Source organism: Streptomyces sp. NPDC059861, from assembly GCF_042731435.1.
Taxonomy (GTDB): domain Bacteria; phylum Actinomycetota; class Actinomycetes; order Streptomycetales; family Streptomycetaceae; genus Streptomyces.
On sequence record NZ_JBHWJQ010000013.1, the window covers coordinates 48414 to 64425 of the forward strand.

Below are 16012 nucleotides of genomic sequence, written 5' to 3' on the forward strand. Positions count from 1 at the left end.
GCGGGGGTGCCGTTCCCGAGCGAGAGAGTGAGATCCGCGTGTACGCCATCGTGCGCAGCGGTGGTCGCCAGCACAAGGTTGCTGTCGGCGACATCGTTGAGGTTGACAAGATTTCCACTGCCAAGGTTGGCGACACGGTCGAGCTCTCGACCCTGCTCGTTGTCGACGGCGAAGCTGTGACCAGCGACCCGTGGGTGCTGGCCGGCATCAAGGTCCAGGCCGAGGTCGTGGACCACCACAAGGGCCAGAAGATCGACATTCTGCGCTACAAGAACAAGACCGGCTACCGCCGTCGTCAGGGCCACCGCCAGCAGTACACGGCGATCAAGGTCACTGAGATCCCCGCGGCTGCGAAGTAAGGGACTGAGGAGAGATGGCACACAAGAAGGGCGCATCGTCCACCCGTAACGGTCGTGACTCCAACGCTCAGCGCCTCGGCGTGAAGCGCTTCGGCGGTCAGGTCGTCAGCGCGGGCGAGATCCTGGTCCGCCAGCGTGGCACGCACTTCCACCCCGGCGCCGGCGTCGGCCGTGGCGGCGACGACACGCTGTTCGCGCTGCAGGCCGGTTCGGTGGAGTTCGGTACCCACCGTGGCCGCAAGGTCGTGAACATCGTTCCGGTCGCCTGATCGGAAGCTTTCGCGAGGCGGGCCTCACTTCCCTCCGGGGAAGCGGGTCCGCCTTTCGCGTGTTGTACAAGAGACATTCCCGTACGTAACTGGAGGCACCGCACCATGACCACCTTCGTGGACCGCGTCGAACTGCATGTCGCCGCGGGTAACGGGGGCCACGGCTGTGCCTCCGTCCACCGTGAGAAGTTCAAGCCGCTCGGCGGACCCGACGGCGGCAACGGCGGGCGCGGTGGGGACGTGATCCTCACCGTCGATCAGTCGATCACCACGCTGCTCGACTACCACCACTCCCCGCACCGCAAGGCCACCAACGGCAAGCCCGGCGAGGGCGGCAACCGCTCCGGCAAGGACGGCCAGGACCTGGTGCTGCCGGTGCCGGACGGCACCGTGGTGCTGGACAAGGCGGGCAACGTCCTCGCCGACCTGGTCGGGCACGGCACCTCCTTCGTCGCCGCGCAGGGCGGCCGGGGCGGGCTCGGCAACGCCGCGCTGGCCTCGGCCCGGCGCAAGGCGCCCGGGTTCGCGCTGCTCGGTGAGCCGGGCGATCTCCAGGACGTCGTGCTGGAGCTCAAGACCGTCGCCGACGTGGCGCTCGTGGGGTACCCGAGCGCCGGCAAGTCCTCGCTGATCTCCGTGCTCAGCGCCGCCAAGCCGAAGATCGCCGACTACCCGTTCACCACGCTCGTGCCGAACCTCGGTGTCGTCACCGCCGGTTCGACCGTGTACACCATCGCCGACGTCCCCGGTCTCATCCCCGGCGCCAGCCAGGGCAAGGGGCTGGGCCTGGAGTTCCTGCGGCACGTGGAGCGATGCAGTGTGCTGGTGCACGTGCTGGACACCGCCACCCTGGAGTCCGACCGTGACCCCGTCTCCGACCTCGACGTCATCGAGGCGGAGCTGCGGGAGTACGGCGGCCTCGACAACCGGCCGCGCATCGTCGTCATGAACAAGATCGACGTGCCGGACGGCAACGACCTCGCCGAGATCGTGCGGCCGGACCTGGAGGCGCGCGGCTATCGTGTCTTCACGGTGTCGGCGGTGGCGCGGACGGGGCTGAAGGAGCTGTCCTACGCGCTGGCCGAGCTGGTGGCGCAGGCGCGTGCCGCCCGGCCCCAGGAGGAGTCGACGCGGATCGTCATCCGGCCCAAGGCCGTGGACGACGCGGGCTTCACCGTGGTGCGCGAGGAGGACGGGCTGTTCCGGGTGCGTGGCGAGAAGCCGGAGCGCTGGGTGCGGCAGACCGACTTCAGCAACGACGAGGCGGTCGGCTATCTCGCCGACCGGCTCAACCGGCTCGGCGTGGAGGATCAGCTGGTCAAGGCCGGCGCCCGGAACGGGGACGGCGTGGCCATCGGTCCCGAGGACAACGCCGTGGTGTTCGACTGGGAGCCGACCGTCATGGCCGGTGCGGAGATGCTGGGCCGCCGTGGCGAGGACCACCGCTTCGAGGAGCAGCGCCCCGCCGTGCACCGGCGCCGCGACCGGCAGGCCGAACGTGACGAGCTCCAGCAGGAGTTCGACGACTTCGAGCCGTTCTAGGCTGCGTGGCGGCCGCTCCGGCGGCGGTCGCCCGACGGTCCGCGGGACCCGTTGCGGCAAGGTGGCGTTTCACGCGCCGTCTCCCTGCCGCAACGGGTCTCTTCCCGTCTGCCCACTTGTCATGCACGCGCCTCTCTGTGTTCAGCGGGCGGCCCGCCCGGCCGTGGAGCTTCCGAAGGGACCAAGAGGCCGCTGTGGCAAGGGAGTTCCGCAGGATGACCGGAGAGACCGGACCCGCCCCCGCTGTCGACTCCGCGCGGACGGGGTCTCCCTCACCCGACCGGCGCCGTTTCCTTACGGCGGGAGCCGCCGTGGTCGGCGCCGCCGCCTCCGCCCAGCTACGGTTGCCGTCCGCCGCGCGGGCCGCCGAAAGCCCGCTGCCCGAGGGCGTGTTCAGCCTCGGTGTGGCCTCCGGCGACCCACTCCCCGACGGCGTCGTGCTGTGGACCCGGCTCGCGCCCGACCCGCTGCACGGCGGCGGCATGCCCGAGCGCGCCGTTTCGGTGGAGTGGGAGATCGGCGACAGTGAGCGTTTCGGGCGGCCCCTGCGGCGCGGTGTCGCGCAGGCCCGGCCCGAGTACGGGCACAGCGTCCACGTGGATGTACGGGGGCTGCGCCCGGGCCGCGAGTACTGGTACCGCTTCCGCGCCGGCGGCAGGATCTCGCCCGTCGGCCGCACCCGCACCGCGCCCCACGGCCTCAGCTCCGGCGGCGCCCTGCGCCTCGCGCTCGCGTCCTGCCAGAACTGGCAGCACGGCTACTTCACGCCCTACGCCGACATGCTGGCCCAGGACCCCGACGTCGTCCTCTTCGTCGGCGACTACATCTACGAGTCGGCGCCCTCCGCGACGGCACCGCGCAGGCACGAGGGCACCGGCGAGCCCTACAGCCTCACGCAGTACCGCAACCGGTACGCGCAGTACCGCACCGATCCCGACCTCCAGGCCATGCACGCGGCGGCCCCCTGGGTGGTCACCTTCGACGACCACGAGGTCGACAACGACTTCGCCGGCGAGACCCCGCAGGACCCCGACAAGCAGTCGCACGACGCCTTCATGGCCCGGCTCACCGCCGCCTACCAGGCGTACTACGAGCACATGCCGGTCCGGGCGAGCGCGGTTCCGAACGGCCCGCACATCCGGATGTACCGCCGCCTGGAGTTCGGCGGGCTGGCCCGGCTCAACGTGCTGGACACCCGGCAGTACCGCAGCGACCAGGCGACCGGTCAGGCCGGCGCGCTCGACCCGGGGCTCACCATGCTCGGCACCCGCCAGAAGCGGTGGCTGCTCGACGGGCTGCGGGAGTCGCCCGCGCGCTGGAACCTGGTCGGCTCGCAGATCATGATGGCGGAGACGGATCTGCTGGCCGGTGCGGGCAAGCAGTGGTTCTACGACGCCTGGGACGGCTATCAGGCCGAGCGCAACCGGTTCCTCAAGGAGTTCCGGAAGGTCAGCAATCCGGTGGTGCTCACCGGTGACCGGCATCTCACGATGGTCGCCGACCTCAAGGAGGACTTCGCCGACCCGGCCTCCGCGGTCGTCGGCGCCGAGTTCGTCGGCACGTCCGTCTCCAGCAACGGCGACCAGGACCAGGCCGCGTTCCGCAAGGAGTGGGACCCGCGCATGCCGGACAATCCGCACTGGAAGCTGCTCGACGCCCACCGCGGCTACCACCTCTTCGACATCCGCCAGGACGGTATCGACGCGCGGGTGAGGATCGTCGACACCGTGCTCCAGCCACGGGCGAGGCCGACCACACTGGCGCGCCTGCGGGTCGACGCCGGACGGCCCGGGGTACGGGTGGTCTGACACCTCACGGTTCGAGGAATAGCCCTGGGGCAGGTGCCGGAGCGGGTCACCGTTGTGATTGCGAACGACCTGGCCGGGACGGCCCGATGGGTATGTTCGAGACACTCCTCGGCCTTCCGGAGAAGTCGTCGCAGCCCGTCGCGGACACGGCGAATCGCTCACTTACGCTCGCCGGGACCGAAATCCTGAGGAATCCCGGCAGGGAATTCCGGGGAAATGGTCTGCCCGGCGAGCCGCATTCCCGGCTCGCCGGCAATGAAGCCGTGACGCATATGAAGAACGCGTGCGCTCCTTATTCGCGGGATGTGAAGATCTGCACTCCGCGATGGGTTCTGGCGGCCGCCGCCGCAGCCGCATGGTGAGCCACCTCTCCCCACTGGGCGGCCGCGGTGCCGCGCACCGGTACACGGCGCCCGCCATGTCGCGTACGGTGCACCGACGTCTTACAGAGAATTGGTGAAGGTCCCCGGAGAGCCGGTGTGAAACGGCTCCGACGGCGCCGAGTCGTCAGCGAGTTACTTACGCGGAACCTGCGCGTCATCCAGCGATCCAAACCAATTGTGGAGTTACTCACAACGTTTGCACGCATGTCCACGGAACGTCCCGCGGTGCTGCCGGTAGTGCAAGGTGAATGGCGGGTTGCGTGTACGTTTTCGGCCGTCGTCCCTCGCCTTGCACAGCGGTAACCGCAAGTGGGACCCTTTGCAAGTTCCCAGTCGCCACAAGGTAGGTCACCTGTGTCACAGCACATAGCCAAGCCCCGAACCACCGCAGTGATCCTGGCCGGTGGCACCGGTCAGCGCGTGGGTCTGTCGATCCCCAAGCAGTTGCTGAAGATCGCCGGCAAGGCAGTCATCGAGCACACCCTGACCACCTTCGAGAATGCCGACTCCATCGACGACGTCGTCGTCCTGATGACACCGGGCTATGTGCCCGACGTCGAGAAGATCGTCGCCAGGGCCGGGTTCAAGAAGGTCTCCCGTGTCATCGAGGGCGGATCCTCGCGCAACGAGACGACCGAGCGTGCCATCGCGGCGCTGGGCGAGGGCCTGGCCGACGGCGAGGACCTCAACGTCCTGTTCCACGACGCCGTACGCCCGCTGCTGTCGCAGCGCGTCATCGACGACTGCGTGGGCGCGCTCGACCGGTACCAGGCCGTGGACGTCGCCATCCCGTCCGCCGACACCATCATCGTCACGCGGACGCACGGCGAGGACGGCGAGTTCATCACCGAGATCCCCGACCGCGCCCGGCTGCGTCGCGGTCAGACCCCGCAGGCGTTCAAGCTGTCCACGATCAAGCGGGCCTACGAGGTCGCGGCGGACGACCCCAACTTCCAGGCCACGGACGACTGCTCGGTCGTGCTGCGCTACCTGCCGGACGTGCCGATCCATGTCGTCGCGGGTGACGAGTACAACATGAAGGTCACCCAGCCGGTGGACGTCTTCATCGCCGACAAGCTGTTCCAGCTGGGCACCACGGCCGCGCCCGAGCAGATCGGCGAGGACGGTTACCGCGAGCTGCTCACCGGCAGGACCGTCGTCGTCTTCGGCGGCTCGTACGGCATCGGCAAGGACATCGCCGAACTCGCCGAGTCCTACGGCGCGCACGTCTACGCACTCGGCCGCTCCACCACCGGCACGCACGTCGAGAACCCGGAGGAGGTCGACGACGCGCTGTCCCAGGCCTACGCCGAGACCGGGCGCATCGACCACGTCGTCAACACCGCCGGTGTGCTGCGCATCGGCAGGCTGGCCGAGACGGAGAACGCCACCATCGAGGAGGCGCTGAAGGTCAACTACCTGGCGCCGGTCCAGATCGCGCGGTCGGCGTACAAGTACCTGGCCGAGACCGGGGGGCAGTTGCTGCTCTACACCTCCAGCAGCTACACCCGCGGTCGCGCCGAGTACTCCCTCTACTCCTCGACCAAGGCCGCCATGGTGAACCTCACTCAGGCCCTGTCCGACGAGTGGGCCGGCGACGGCATCCGCGTCAACTGCGTCAACCCCGAGCGCACCGCGACCCCGATGCGCACCAAGGCCTTCGGCGACGAGCCCGCGGGCTCGCTGCTCTCCTCCGAGGCGGTGGCGCGTACCTCGCTCGACGTGCTGCTGTCCGAGCTGACCGGCCATGTCATCGACGTCCGACAGCAGGACCCGACGGCGGGTGCCGTCACGGCCTCCGGTTTCGAGCAGGCGCTGGCCAGTGTCCTGGACCGGCAGGACGACGTGGCGTGATCGCCCACCGGTAGCCGTACGGAACCCTCGACCAAGACCGGCCCCTCCCGACAGAGCAGGTTCTTCGTGATCTCCACCGCTATACGCGTCGCCCGGGTGGGCAGCGCGGCCGAGCTGGCCGCGGCGGCCCTCATGCTGCTGGGCTATCCCTGCCTCATGCTGGCCGCGCTCGCCCCGAGCGTCCCCGCCTTCGCGGCCGCGGCCGCCGTGACGTATCTGGCGGACCACTATCTGCACCGCCGGAGCAGCTATCTGGTGAACCGGCTCAGCAAGGTCCGTGCCGGTCTGTCGATCCGCTTCCTGATCCGGCAGCTGCTGCTGGTCCTGCTGCTGGCCCGGCTCTCCCTCTCGAACGACCTGCTCTTCTACGGCGCGGTCGGCTGCTTCATCGCCTTCTACGGGCTCCAGGCCCCGCACGGCGCCCTGGTCACGCTGATCCGCAACCGCCGCCGGCTGCCGGTCGCCACCCGCAACGTCGACCTCACGTCACGCATCCGCGTCCCCGACGCCCCGCCGCGCCGTCTGCTGCACCGCTCGGCGGAGAAGATGCTGCACCTCGACCTCGCCGCGGTCGTCGGCGTGCTGGTCTCCGCGGCCGCCGACTCGGCCGTGGCCGGCTTCGCGGGCATCGCCGTGACCCTGGTCCTGGGCTGCGCCTACGTCCTCGCGCTGATGCCGTACGTGCGCGGGCGGCGGGTGCCGACCCGTCCGGACGGCGTGCTGTCCGCGGTCGACGACTGGCTGCGCGAGTACGGGCCGCGGACGGTGCTGTACTTCTCCGGCTCCAAGGACTCGGCGTACCAGGTCAACATGTGGCTCGAGACCATGGAGCGGCTGGACACCAAGCCGCTGATCATCCTGCGGGAGCGGGTCATCCTGCAGAACCTCGTGCCCACCACGGTCCCCGTGATCTGCGTGCCCGGCGGGGTGCACCTGATGAACATGGACCTGTCCACCGTGCGGGTCACGCTGTACGCGGCGAACGTCGGCAAGAACATCCACATGCTGCGCGTCCCGACCATGAAGCACGTCTTCATCGGTCACGGCGACAGCGACAAGCTGGCCAGCGTCAACCCGTTCAGCAAGGTGTACGACGAGGTGTGGACCGCCGGCCGCGCCGGCCGCGACCGCTACGCACTCGCCGACGTCGGTGTCCGCGACGAGGACATCGTGGAGGTGGGCCGCCCGCAGCTGGCGCCGATCCGGACCTGGCAGGGCGTGCAGGGCGATGGCGTGCCCACCGTGCTGTACGCCCCGACCTGGGAGGGCTGGGACGACAACCCGGGCAACACGTCGATCCTCCTCGCGGGCGAGAACATCGTGCGGCGGCTGGTCACGGCCGACCCTCCGGTGCGGGTGCTCTACAAACCGCACCCCTTCACCGGCACCCGCAGCGCCGAGGCCAAGGCCGCCCACCGCCGGATCACCGCCCTGGTCGGCGAGGCCGCCGCGCGGCGCGCCGCCGACCCGGCCTTCACCGCCGACACCGCCGCGCAGAGCGCCGCCCAGGCCGAGCTGGCCCGGATCGAGGCCCGGCTCGCCGAACTGTCCGGCAGCACCGGCGGGGCGAAGGGCGACGAGGCGGATGCCACTCGCGAGGGCATGACCGACCTCGCGAAGCACCAGGAGGTCGCCCGGCTGCGCGCCGAGCGGAACGACGCCTACTGGCGCTCCTTCCCGTCGTACGAGCACCGTGTCGTCACGGGCGCCGAGCCGCGCCTGTACGACTGCTTCAACGTCTCCGACGCGATGGTCTCCGACATCTCCAGCGTGGTCTCCGACTTCGTCGCCAGCGGCAAGCCGTACGCCGTGACGGACTCGGCCGAGCTGGGCGCCGAGGAGTTCAAGCGGCAGAACACCGCCGTGCGCGCCGCGGTCATCCTCACCAACAGCGCCGCCGAGCTGGGCGGGCTGCTGGCGGCGGTCCGCGACCCGGCGGCCGACCCGCTGGCCGAGGACCGCAAGGAGCTGAAGCGGTATCTGCTGGGCCCGGACGAGCCGAAGGCGATCGACCAGTTCAACACGGCGGTGGGGGAACTGGCGCTGAAGGCACGGACCCGCAACCTCGGCCAGGAGTCACGCGCCGCGGCCGGGGCCGTCGAGGAGGTCGAGCCGGAGGACGCCGGACAGCCGGCCGTCTAGGCACAACGCGCAGGTCCCGTCGGCCCCCGAGCAGCATGGGGGCCTGTTCGTCCGTCACGTCCCCCCTGTCCGGACGCTGGACCGATGCGCGGGGGCCGATCCGCTTCGCGTAGATTGCGGTGTCGGGGCACCCGTACCTACGCGAGGGGAAAGACGGCAAGGTGGCAGGGGCAAGGCAGGCCGTGCACGAGGCCCGCAGGATCGTCGTCAAGGTGGGTTCCTCCTCGCTGACCACCGCCGCCGGCGGGCTGGACGCGGACCGGGTCGACGCGCTCGTCGACGTCCTGGCCAAGATCCGCAGCGGCGGTGAGAGAGAGGTCGTTCTGGTCTCCTCGGGTGCCATCGCCGCCGGACTCGCCCCGCTGGGCCTGCGCCGCCGCCCCCGGGACCTCGCCCGCCAGCAGGCCGCGGCCAGCGTCGGCCAGGGGCTGCTCGTCGCCCGCTACACCGCCTCCTTCGCCCGGTACGGCGTCCGCGTCGGCCAGGTGCTGCTCACCTCCGACGACATGAGCCGCCGCGCCCACCACCGCAACGCCTCGCGCACCCTGGACATGCTCCTCGCGATGGGCGCCCTGCCCGTCGTGAACGAGAACGACACCGTCGCCACCGACGAGATCCGCTTCGGCGACAACGACCGGCTCGCCGCCCTCGTCGCCCATCTGGTCCACGCCGACCTGCTGGTCCTGCTCTCCGACGTGGACGGCGTGTACGACGGCGATCCCAGCAAGCCCAGCACCTCGCGGATAGCGGAGGTACGGGGGCCGGCGGACCTATCCGGTGTGGAGATCGGCAGCAGCGGCAAGGCCGGCGTCGGCACCGGCGGCATGGTCACCAAGGTCGAGGCCGCCCGGATCGCCGCCGCCGCGGGCATCCCCGTAGTCCTCACCAGCGCGATCCACGCAGCCGACGCGCTGACCGGCCAGGACACCGGCACGTTCTTCCACCCCACCGGCAAGCGCTCCGCCGACCGGCTGCTGTGGCTCCAGCACGCCTCCGCGCCGCAGGGGGCACTCACCCTGGACGACGGTGCTGTGCGCGCGGTCGTGGAGCGCCGCACGTCGCTGCTGCCGGCCGGGATCGCCGCCGTCGAGGGCGAGTTCAGCGCGGGAGACCCGGTCGAACTGCGGGACGGCAGCGGGCACGCCGTGGCGCGCGGGCTGGTCAACTTCGACGCCAAGGAGATCCCCCAGCTGATCGGCCGCTCCACCCGGGAGCTGGCGCGTGACCTGGGCCCTGCCTACGAGCGTGAGGTCGTCCACCGGGACGACCTGGTGATCCTGCACCACTGACGCAGCCCGGCGCGCGGCCGAAAACAGGGGGAACGCCCCGCAAAAGCCACCGCCCTGAGGTGGACGTTCCGCAAAACCGCCCCGCGATCCTGTGGGGCCTGCTCAACTTTCTCTCAGAGGCACATTCCGCACGGGCATGGCTCGACGCCTGCTCGACCATCGTGTAAAGGAGGCCGTCGTGAGACGAGTGCGCCCTGGGGCAGCGTCCCGCGGCGGTGCCGGTGGAGCCTCCTCCCGCCCGGCGGGCGAGGAGCGGGCCCTCACGAGCGTCGCCGCCGGTGACCGCTACCTGGGCGAGGAGGCCGAGGATGTGCCACGGCTGTGGCACGTCACCCTCAGCGTCTCCGGCGAGGCGGCCCCGCTGCCGGAGCTCCGGCGCGCCCTGGAACAGCTCGCCCACGACCACCCCTTCCTGCTGACCAGCAGATACGCCGACGACCACGCGGAGATCCGGTACTGGGAGGAGGCCCGCGACCTGCACGACGCGGCCGCCGTCGCGCTGCGTCTGTGGGGCGAGCACCGGCAGACCGCCGGGCTACCACCGTGGGAGATCGTCGGCCTGGAGGTCATCGACCGGGCCACCTACCACCAGCGCGTCTCCGAGGGCTACGGACCGCTGCCCGCCGCACCCGTCGGCGTACATCCCTTTTGAGGGCCTTGCGCGCTTGTCTCGGGGTTTGGGATGGCCGGGGGACCGGCCGCTGAGGCGCACTACCCTTCCCTCATGACCACGCTTTCGCCGTACGACTCCATGACCCCGGTCACCCGGGCCGCCTACCGCGCCAAGGCCGCCGCCGCCGACCTCGCGCCGCTGCCGCGGGCCGTGAAGGACGACGCGCTGCTCGCCGTCGCGGACGCCCTGGAGGTCCGTACGACCGAGATCGTCGAGGCCAACGCCAAGGACGTGGCCAAGGCGCGCGAGGCCGGCACCGGCGAGGCCGTCGTCGACCGGCTGGCCCTGACCCCGGAGCGCGTGCGGGCCATCGCCTCCGACGTCCGTGACGTCGTCGCGCTGCCCGACCCGGTCGGCGAGGTGGTCCGCGGCTCGACCCTCCCCAACGGCATCGACCTGCGCCAGGTGCGGGTCCCGCTCGGCGTCGTCGGAATCGTCTACGAGGCCCGCCCGAACGTCACCGTGGACGCCGCCGCGCTCTGCCTGAAGTCCGGCAACGCCGTCCTGCTGCGCGGCTCGGCCTCCGCCTACGAGTCGAACACCGCCCTCGTCCGGGTGCTGCGCGACGCCGTGGGCGGCGCCGGGCTGCCCGCCGACGCGGTGCAACTGGTGCCCGGCGAGGGCCGCGAGAGCGTGCGCGAGCTGATGCGGGCGCGCGGCCTGGTCGACGTGCTGATCCCGCGCGGCGGGGCCTCGCTGATCCGGACGGTCGTCCAGGAGTCCACCGTCCCGGTGATCGAGACCGGCACCGGCAACTGCCACGTCTACGTCGACGCCGACGCCGACCTCGACACGGCCGTCGAGATCCTGATCAACTCCAAGGCCCAGCGGGTCAGCGTCTGCAACGCCGCCGAGACGCTGCTGGTCCACCGGGACATCGCCGACCGGTTCGTGCCGCGCGCCCTGGAGGCGCTCGCCGAGGCCGGGGTGACCGTGCACGCCGACGAGCGGGTGATGGCGTACGCCAAGGACAGCAAGGCGACCGTCGTCGAGGCGACCACCGAGGACTGGGAGACGGAGTACCTGTCGTACGACATCGCCGCGGCGGTCGTGGACTCCCTGGACAAGGCCGTCGAGCACATCCGACTGTGGACCTCCGGCCACACCGAGGCCATCGTGACCAGCTCCCAGCAGGCCGCCCGCCGCTTCACCCAGCTGGTGGACTCCACCACCGTCGCGGTGAACGCCTCGACCCGTTTCACCGACGGCGGCCAGTTCGGCTTCGGCGCCGAGATCGGCATCTCCACGCAGAAACTCCACGCCCGCGGGCCGATGGGGCTGCCCGAGCTGACCAGCACGAAGTACATCGTGACCGGGGACGGGCACGTACGGCGCTGAGGCGCACGACCCCGGCGCGCGCGACCGGGAGAGGTCCCGGCAAGCGGATGAATTTCCATACCGTCTGCCCAAATTGACCCCCCAGGTCTACTCTGGATCCGTGCCGGAGGACGTGGGGGGCACGCCGTTCCCTGACGGCTGGGAGCCCGACGACGACCACAACCGCGGGGTGTCGGACGAAGAGTTCGCCTCCGTGGTCTTCGACGAGGCCTTCGTACGGGCGGCCGTGGTGCACGAGCCGACCGCGGTCGAACGACTTCTGGCCGCCGCGCAGGCGAGAGCCGAGGCGTCCGAGGCGGAGGCCCGCCGGGCACACGGCCGAGGCGAGCGCTATGACGACGGGTACGGCCCCGACGACCCCGGCGATCTCGACCATGACCCGGACTTCGACGACCTGGACGACTTCGACGTCCTCGACGACCACGACGGCGCCGCGGGGCCCTACGGAAAACAGGTCCGCTGGCACCGCCCCGTCGCCTGGCTGCTCGCCCTGGTGATGGGCGTCGGCATGGTCGCGCTGGCCTTCGCCGCGGTCTACCGGAGTGCCTCCTCGAACCGTCAGGACCCGGTCCCGGCGCCCGCCTCGACCGGCCTGGAGCACGGCATGTCGGCGGCGCCCTCCGCGTCGGCCGACTACTCCCGGCCGGCCGTCTCCGCGGTCCCGCGCACCCCCTGAGCGGCCGGATCCTGCGGCCCGGCCGGAGGACCCGGCGGAGCCCGGGCCGAAGGGCCCGGCAAAGGCACTGACAGAGGCTCGCAGACCTGGTGAGTACCTGTCAGAAGTTGTCGTGCAGCGGGGCGTTTACCGGGGCTTCGGGAGACCTACTCTGAAGATATGGGCGGGCCTGGAGAACCACCTGAGGGGACACCCGACGGCGCCCCCAACAACGGAGCGGACGACGAATACCGATCCGTCGTGTTCGACGAATCGTTCGTCCGTGCTGCCCGCCTCCAGGAGTTCTCCGCCCAGGAGCGCATCGGGGACCACGCGCCCGCCGTACGCCGTCGCCCGCCCATGCGCCGGAGCCTGTCCCGGCAGGCCCTGATCCTGGTCATGCTGATCGCGGTCGCCTTCGGCACCGCCATCTACCTGGGTGTACGGCACCCGTATCAGAGCTCGGGGGGCGCCCGGCTCGCCGAGCCGCTGCGGATGACCGTCGTCCCGCTCTCCACGCGCGCCAAGGTCCCCGGCGCCACCGACCCCGAGCAGCTGTACGCCAGCAGTCCGGCGGCCCAGTTCCGCGTCGGCGCCGAGGGCATCGCGCTCCCGGCGGCCCGGCGCACCGCGAACTTCTCCGACGCCCAGGTCGTCACCGCCCTGACCACGGCGAAGGACTACCTCGTCCGCTCCTCGTTCTACCCCGACGTGCTCACCGGTGGGCAGACCAGGCCCGTGCGGGTGCTGCTCGACCCGGATCAACTCGAGCAGTTCGACCAGAGCTTCGCGCTGCCGACCGCCGACGGCCGGCACGCCCCCACCGGCTGGCTGGTGCGCTTCGACCCGGCCCGGGCCGAGCTCGCCGACCGCAAGATCCGGGTGCAGGGCTCGCTGGAGGCCACCGAGGCCGACGCGTCCACCCTCGAGGTCACCACGGACCACACGTTCGTGTACGCGCTGCGACCGGCCGCGGCCGGCGACCGGGCGGAGGCGTCGCTGTTCACCGTCCGGCGCGAGCTCCACTTCCGCTTCGACCGCGAGGACCTGCGGCTGCACCAGGCCGAGCTGGTCGGCTCGGTCCTCCAGGCCGGTCCGCTGTCCTGCGCCGACGACGCCACCAACCACCTGCGCCCCCTGCTCGCCGGCCAGACCGCCAGGGCGGGCGGCCCGGCCGGCACGGACCCGTACGCGCCGCACGGCACGGCGGCACTGTGCGGGACGCTGGCGGACAGCGCACAGCCAAAGGCGTGAGCGGGGGCGGGAGGCGGGCGCGTGGGAGCTCAGTCCTCGTCGCGCGGCGGCTCCTTCGACGTGGGGTCGGTGGGACCACCGGAGCCGGGGGAGCCATTGGCACCCGTCGTGCCCGTGCCCCCCGCACCCGCGGAGCCCGGCGCGCCGGGGGAACCCGCGCCGCCGCCCGCGAAGCCGCCGAAGCCCCGCCGCACCCGGCTGCCGAGGTCGCCCGCGCCGCCCGCGATGTCCGTGACCAGCTTCATCAGCGGGTCCCTGCTGTTGCGCACCTGCCCGGCGTAGCTCGCCGCCGACTCGCGGAAGGAGTCGGTGACCGAGGTGTCCTTGTCCTCGCCGCGCCGCGGGTAGTGGCCGTCCATGATCCGCTGGTGGTCGCGCGAGGCCGCCCACTTCTTCAGCTCGGCCGCGCGGATCGTGGCGAACGGGTGGGAGCGGGGCAGCACGTTGAGGATCTTCAGCACGGAGTCGCGCAGGTCGCCGCCCGCCTCGTACTCCTCGGCCTGCTCCAGGAAGGCGTCCACGTTCATCTCGTGCAGGTGGTTGCCGCCGGCGAGCTTCATCAGGCCGCGCATCGAGGCCTGCAGGTCCTGTCCGACCAGCAGCCCGGCCCGGTCGGCGGACAGCTCCGACTTGCGGAACCACTCGCGCAGCGCCGTCACGATCGCCATGATCGCGACGTTGCCGAGCGGGATCCAGGCCACCCGGAGGGCGAGGTTGGTCAGGAAGAGCAGGACCGTGCGGTACACGGAGTGGCCGGACAGGGCGTGGCCGACCTCGTGGCCGATGACCGCCCTCATCTCATCCTCGTCGAGCAGTTCGACGAGCCCCGTGGTCACGACGATGATCGGCTCGTCCAGGCCGATGCACATCGCGTTGGGCTGCGGGTCCTGGTTGACGTACATCGGCGGGACCTTCTTCAGGTCCAGGATGTAGCAGGCGTCCCGCAGCATGTCGTGGAGATGGGCGAACTGCCGGTCCGAGACGCGCACCGAGTCCGACAGGAACAGCAGCCTCAGGCTCCGCTCGGGCAGCAGGCCGCTGAGGACCTTGAAGACCGTGTCGAAGCCGCTCAGCTTGCGCAGCGCGACCAGGGCGGAGCGGTCGGCCGGGTGCTCGTACGCGCGCGAGGAGATGTCCGGGAAGCGCCTGCGCTGCCTGCCCGGCACCTTCTCGTACCCGTCCTGCTGACGGCCGTCGTCGGACATGTGATCCCCCATGTGCGTCGGTGTGCCCTGGTGTTTCTTCTGCGGTGTTGCTTCCGCGGTGTTCTTCCGCGTTTTCCTGTACGCCCCGAAGCAAGCTCCAGCCTAGGCGGAGATACGGTGGTCGGGCAGTACGACGAAGGAGTCCCGCACCATGCACCACATCGCCGCGACCGACTGGCTCAGCGCCGCTCAAGAGCAGGGGGCGGGGAATCTCCTCCGGGTCGTACTGATCGTGATGGTCGTCGGCTGTGTGCTGACGGGGTGGTTCCTGCTTCGGGGTTACAGGCGGAAGGACGACTGAGGGCCCGCGAAGGTTGCCCGACGGCGGAGTCGGCGTGAGCGCGGCCGAGGCGCCCGCTTACGATGAGCCGACGTCTTTATCCCGCCCACACGCGATAGGTTCTGCCGAAGATGAGCTTCCACAGCGCCGCTGCCCAGTTGGTCACACTCGCCGCCGAGGGCGAGGAGCACGGCGGCAACCACGAGAGCCTCAACCCTCTGCTCACCGGAGGTGGCGCGTTCGTCGCCCTGCTCCTGCTGCTGTGGATCACCACGCGCTTCAACCGCGACCGCTGACTCCACAGGCCGGGCCGGTAGGGTCTGCACGCATGGGAGAGCAGGACATGCCTACCGGCCCGTCGACCCCGGCCAAGCGCCGCCTCGGCGTCATGGGCGGGACGTTCGACCCGATCCATCACGGGCACCTGGTGGCGGCCAGTGAGGTGGCCGCGCAGTTCCACCTCGACGAGGTGGTGTTCGTACCGACCGGGCAACCGTGGCAGAAGACCCACCGCAGTGTGTCCCCGGCCGAGGACCGCTATCTGATGACGGTCATCGCGACCGCCGAGAACCCGCAGTTCTCGGTGAGCCGTATCGACCTCGACCGCGGGGGCCCCACCTACACCGTGGACACCCTGCGTGACCTGCGCTCCCTCAATCCCGACACGGACCTGTTCTTCATCACCGGCGCGGACGCCCTCGCCCAGATCCTGACCTGGCGCGACAGCGAGGAGCTGTTCTCCCTCGCGCACTTCATCGGGGTCACCCGGCCGGGTCACGTCCTGACCGACGCCGGGCTTCCGGAGGGTGGCGTCTCGTTGGTCGAGGTTCCCGCCCTCGCCATCTCCTCCACGGACTGCCGTGCGAGAGTCGCCAAGGGCGACCCCGTCTGGTATCTGGTGCCGGACGGAGTCGTGCGCTACATCGCAAAGCGACAGCTGTACCGCGGCGAGTGAGCCGAG

16 protein-coding genes are annotated in these 16012 nt (G+C 70.9%); 15 read left to right on the forward strand and 1 reads right to left on the reverse strand.

Annotated features, from left to right (window positions below; translation table 11 throughout):
• Positions 1 to 38 precede the first annotated feature (38 nt).
• From rplU to ACFV6X_RS14245, 12 genes are all read left to right on the forward strand, one after another.
• Positions 39 to 359, forward strand: a complete 321-nt coding sequence (gene rplU / locus ACFV6X_RS14190) for a 50S ribosomal protein L21 (RefSeq protein WP_030217740.1) — start codon at positions 39 to 41, stop codon at positions 357 to 359.
• Positions 360 to 373: 14 nt separating this feature from the next.
• A complete protein-coding gene (gene rpmA, locus ACFV6X_RS14195) occupies positions 374 to 628 on the forward strand; it encodes a 50S ribosomal protein L27 (protein WP_365448950.1) in 255 nt (84 codons plus the stop codon).
• Positions 629 to 733: 105 nt separating this feature from the next.
• Positions 734 to 2170: a GTPase ObgE gene (gene obgE, locus ACFV6X_RS14200; RefSeq protein WP_385382421.1), complete on the forward strand. Its 1437-nt coding sequence runs from the start codon at positions 734 to 736 to the stop codon at positions 2168 to 2170.
• A gap of 215 nt (positions 2171 to 2385) precedes the next feature.
• The gene (locus tag ACFV6X_RS14205) at positions 2386 to 3978 is read left to right on the forward strand and encodes an alkaline phosphatase D family protein (RefSeq protein ID WP_385382424.1); all 1593 of its coding nucleotides are present in this window, start codon (positions 2386 to 2388) and stop codon (positions 3976 to 3978) included.
• Positions 3979 to 4064: 86 nt separating this feature from the next.
• On the forward strand, positions 4065 to 4340 hold the full coding sequence (locus tag ACFV6X_RS14210) for a hypothetical protein (RefSeq protein ID WP_385382427.1): 276 nt from the start codon (positions 4065 to 4067) through the stop codon (positions 4338 to 4340).
• 375 nt (positions 4341 to 4715) lie between these two features.
• Entirely contained in the window at positions 4716 to 6215 is a 1500-nt protein-coding gene (locus ACFV6X_RS14215; protein WP_385382430.1) for an SDR family NAD(P)-dependent oxidoreductase, read from the forward strand.
• 66 nt (positions 6216 to 6281) lie between these two features.
• The gene (locus tag ACFV6X_RS14220) at positions 6282 to 8357 is read left to right on the forward strand and encodes a hypothetical protein (protein ID WP_385382433.1); all 2076 of its coding nucleotides are present in this window, start codon (positions 6282 to 6284) and stop codon (positions 8355 to 8357) included.
• A gap of 182 nt (positions 8358 to 8539) precedes the next feature.
• The gene (gene proB, locus ACFV6X_RS14225) at positions 8540 to 9646 is read left to right on the forward strand and encodes a glutamate 5-kinase (protein WP_385382697.1); all 1107 of its coding nucleotides are present in this window, start codon (positions 8540 to 8542) and stop codon (positions 9644 to 9646) included.
• A gap of 178 nt (positions 9647 to 9824) precedes the next feature.
• Positions 9825 to 10298, forward strand: a complete 474-nt coding sequence (locus tag ACFV6X_RS14230; RefSeq protein WP_385382436.1) for a hypothetical protein — start codon at positions 9825 to 9827, stop codon at positions 10296 to 10298.
• Between the two features lie 72 nt (positions 10299 to 10370).
• On the forward strand, positions 10371 to 11657 hold the full coding sequence (locus ACFV6X_RS14235) for a glutamate-5-semialdehyde dehydrogenase (RefSeq protein ID WP_385382439.1): 1287 nt from the start codon (positions 10371 to 10373) through the stop codon (positions 11655 to 11657).
• A 73-nt stretch (positions 11658 to 11730) separates the two neighbouring features.
• A complete protein-coding gene (locus ACFV6X_RS14240; RefSeq protein WP_385382441.1) occupies positions 11731 to 12333 on the forward strand; it encodes a hypothetical protein in 603 nt (200 codons plus the stop codon).
• 159 nt (positions 12334 to 12492) lie between these two features.
• The gene (locus ACFV6X_RS14245; RefSeq protein WP_385382444.1) at positions 12493 to 13566 is read left to right on the forward strand and encodes a hypothetical protein; all 1074 of its coding nucleotides are present in this window, start codon (positions 12493 to 12495) and stop codon (positions 13564 to 13566) included.
• Positions 13567 to 13595: 29 nt separating this feature from the next.
• On the opposite strand, the gene ACFV6X_RS14250 is transcribed toward ACFV6X_RS14245, so the two are convergent.
• Entirely contained in the window at positions 13596 to 14771 is a 1176-nt protein-coding gene (locus ACFV6X_RS14250; protein WP_385382446.1) for a M48 family metallopeptidase, read from the reverse strand.
• 151 nt (positions 14772 to 14922) lie between these two features.
• On the opposite strand from ACFV6X_RS14250, the gene ACFV6X_RS14255 reads away from it, so the two are divergent.
• The 3 genes from ACFV6X_RS14255 to nadD all read left to right on the forward strand — a co-directional run bounded on the left by ACFV6X_RS14255 (position 14923) and on the right by nadD (position 16006).
• A complete protein-coding gene (locus ACFV6X_RS14255) occupies positions 14923 to 15072 on the forward strand; it encodes a hypothetical protein (protein ID WP_365448932.1) in 150 nt (49 codons plus the stop codon).
• Between the two features lie 110 nt (positions 15073 to 15182).
• Positions 15183 to 15347: a hypothetical protein gene (locus tag ACFV6X_RS14260; RefSeq protein ID WP_385382449.1), complete on the forward strand. Its 165-nt coding sequence runs from the start codon at positions 15183 to 15185 to the stop codon at positions 15345 to 15347.
• A gap of 32 nt (positions 15348 to 15379) precedes the next feature.
• Positions 15380 to 16006, forward strand: a complete 627-nt coding sequence (gene nadD, locus ACFV6X_RS14265) for a nicotinate-nucleotide adenylyltransferase (RefSeq protein ID WP_385382452.1) — start codon at positions 15380 to 15382, stop codon at positions 16004 to 16006.
• The last annotated feature ends 6 nt before the right edge of the window (positions 16007 to 16012 follow it).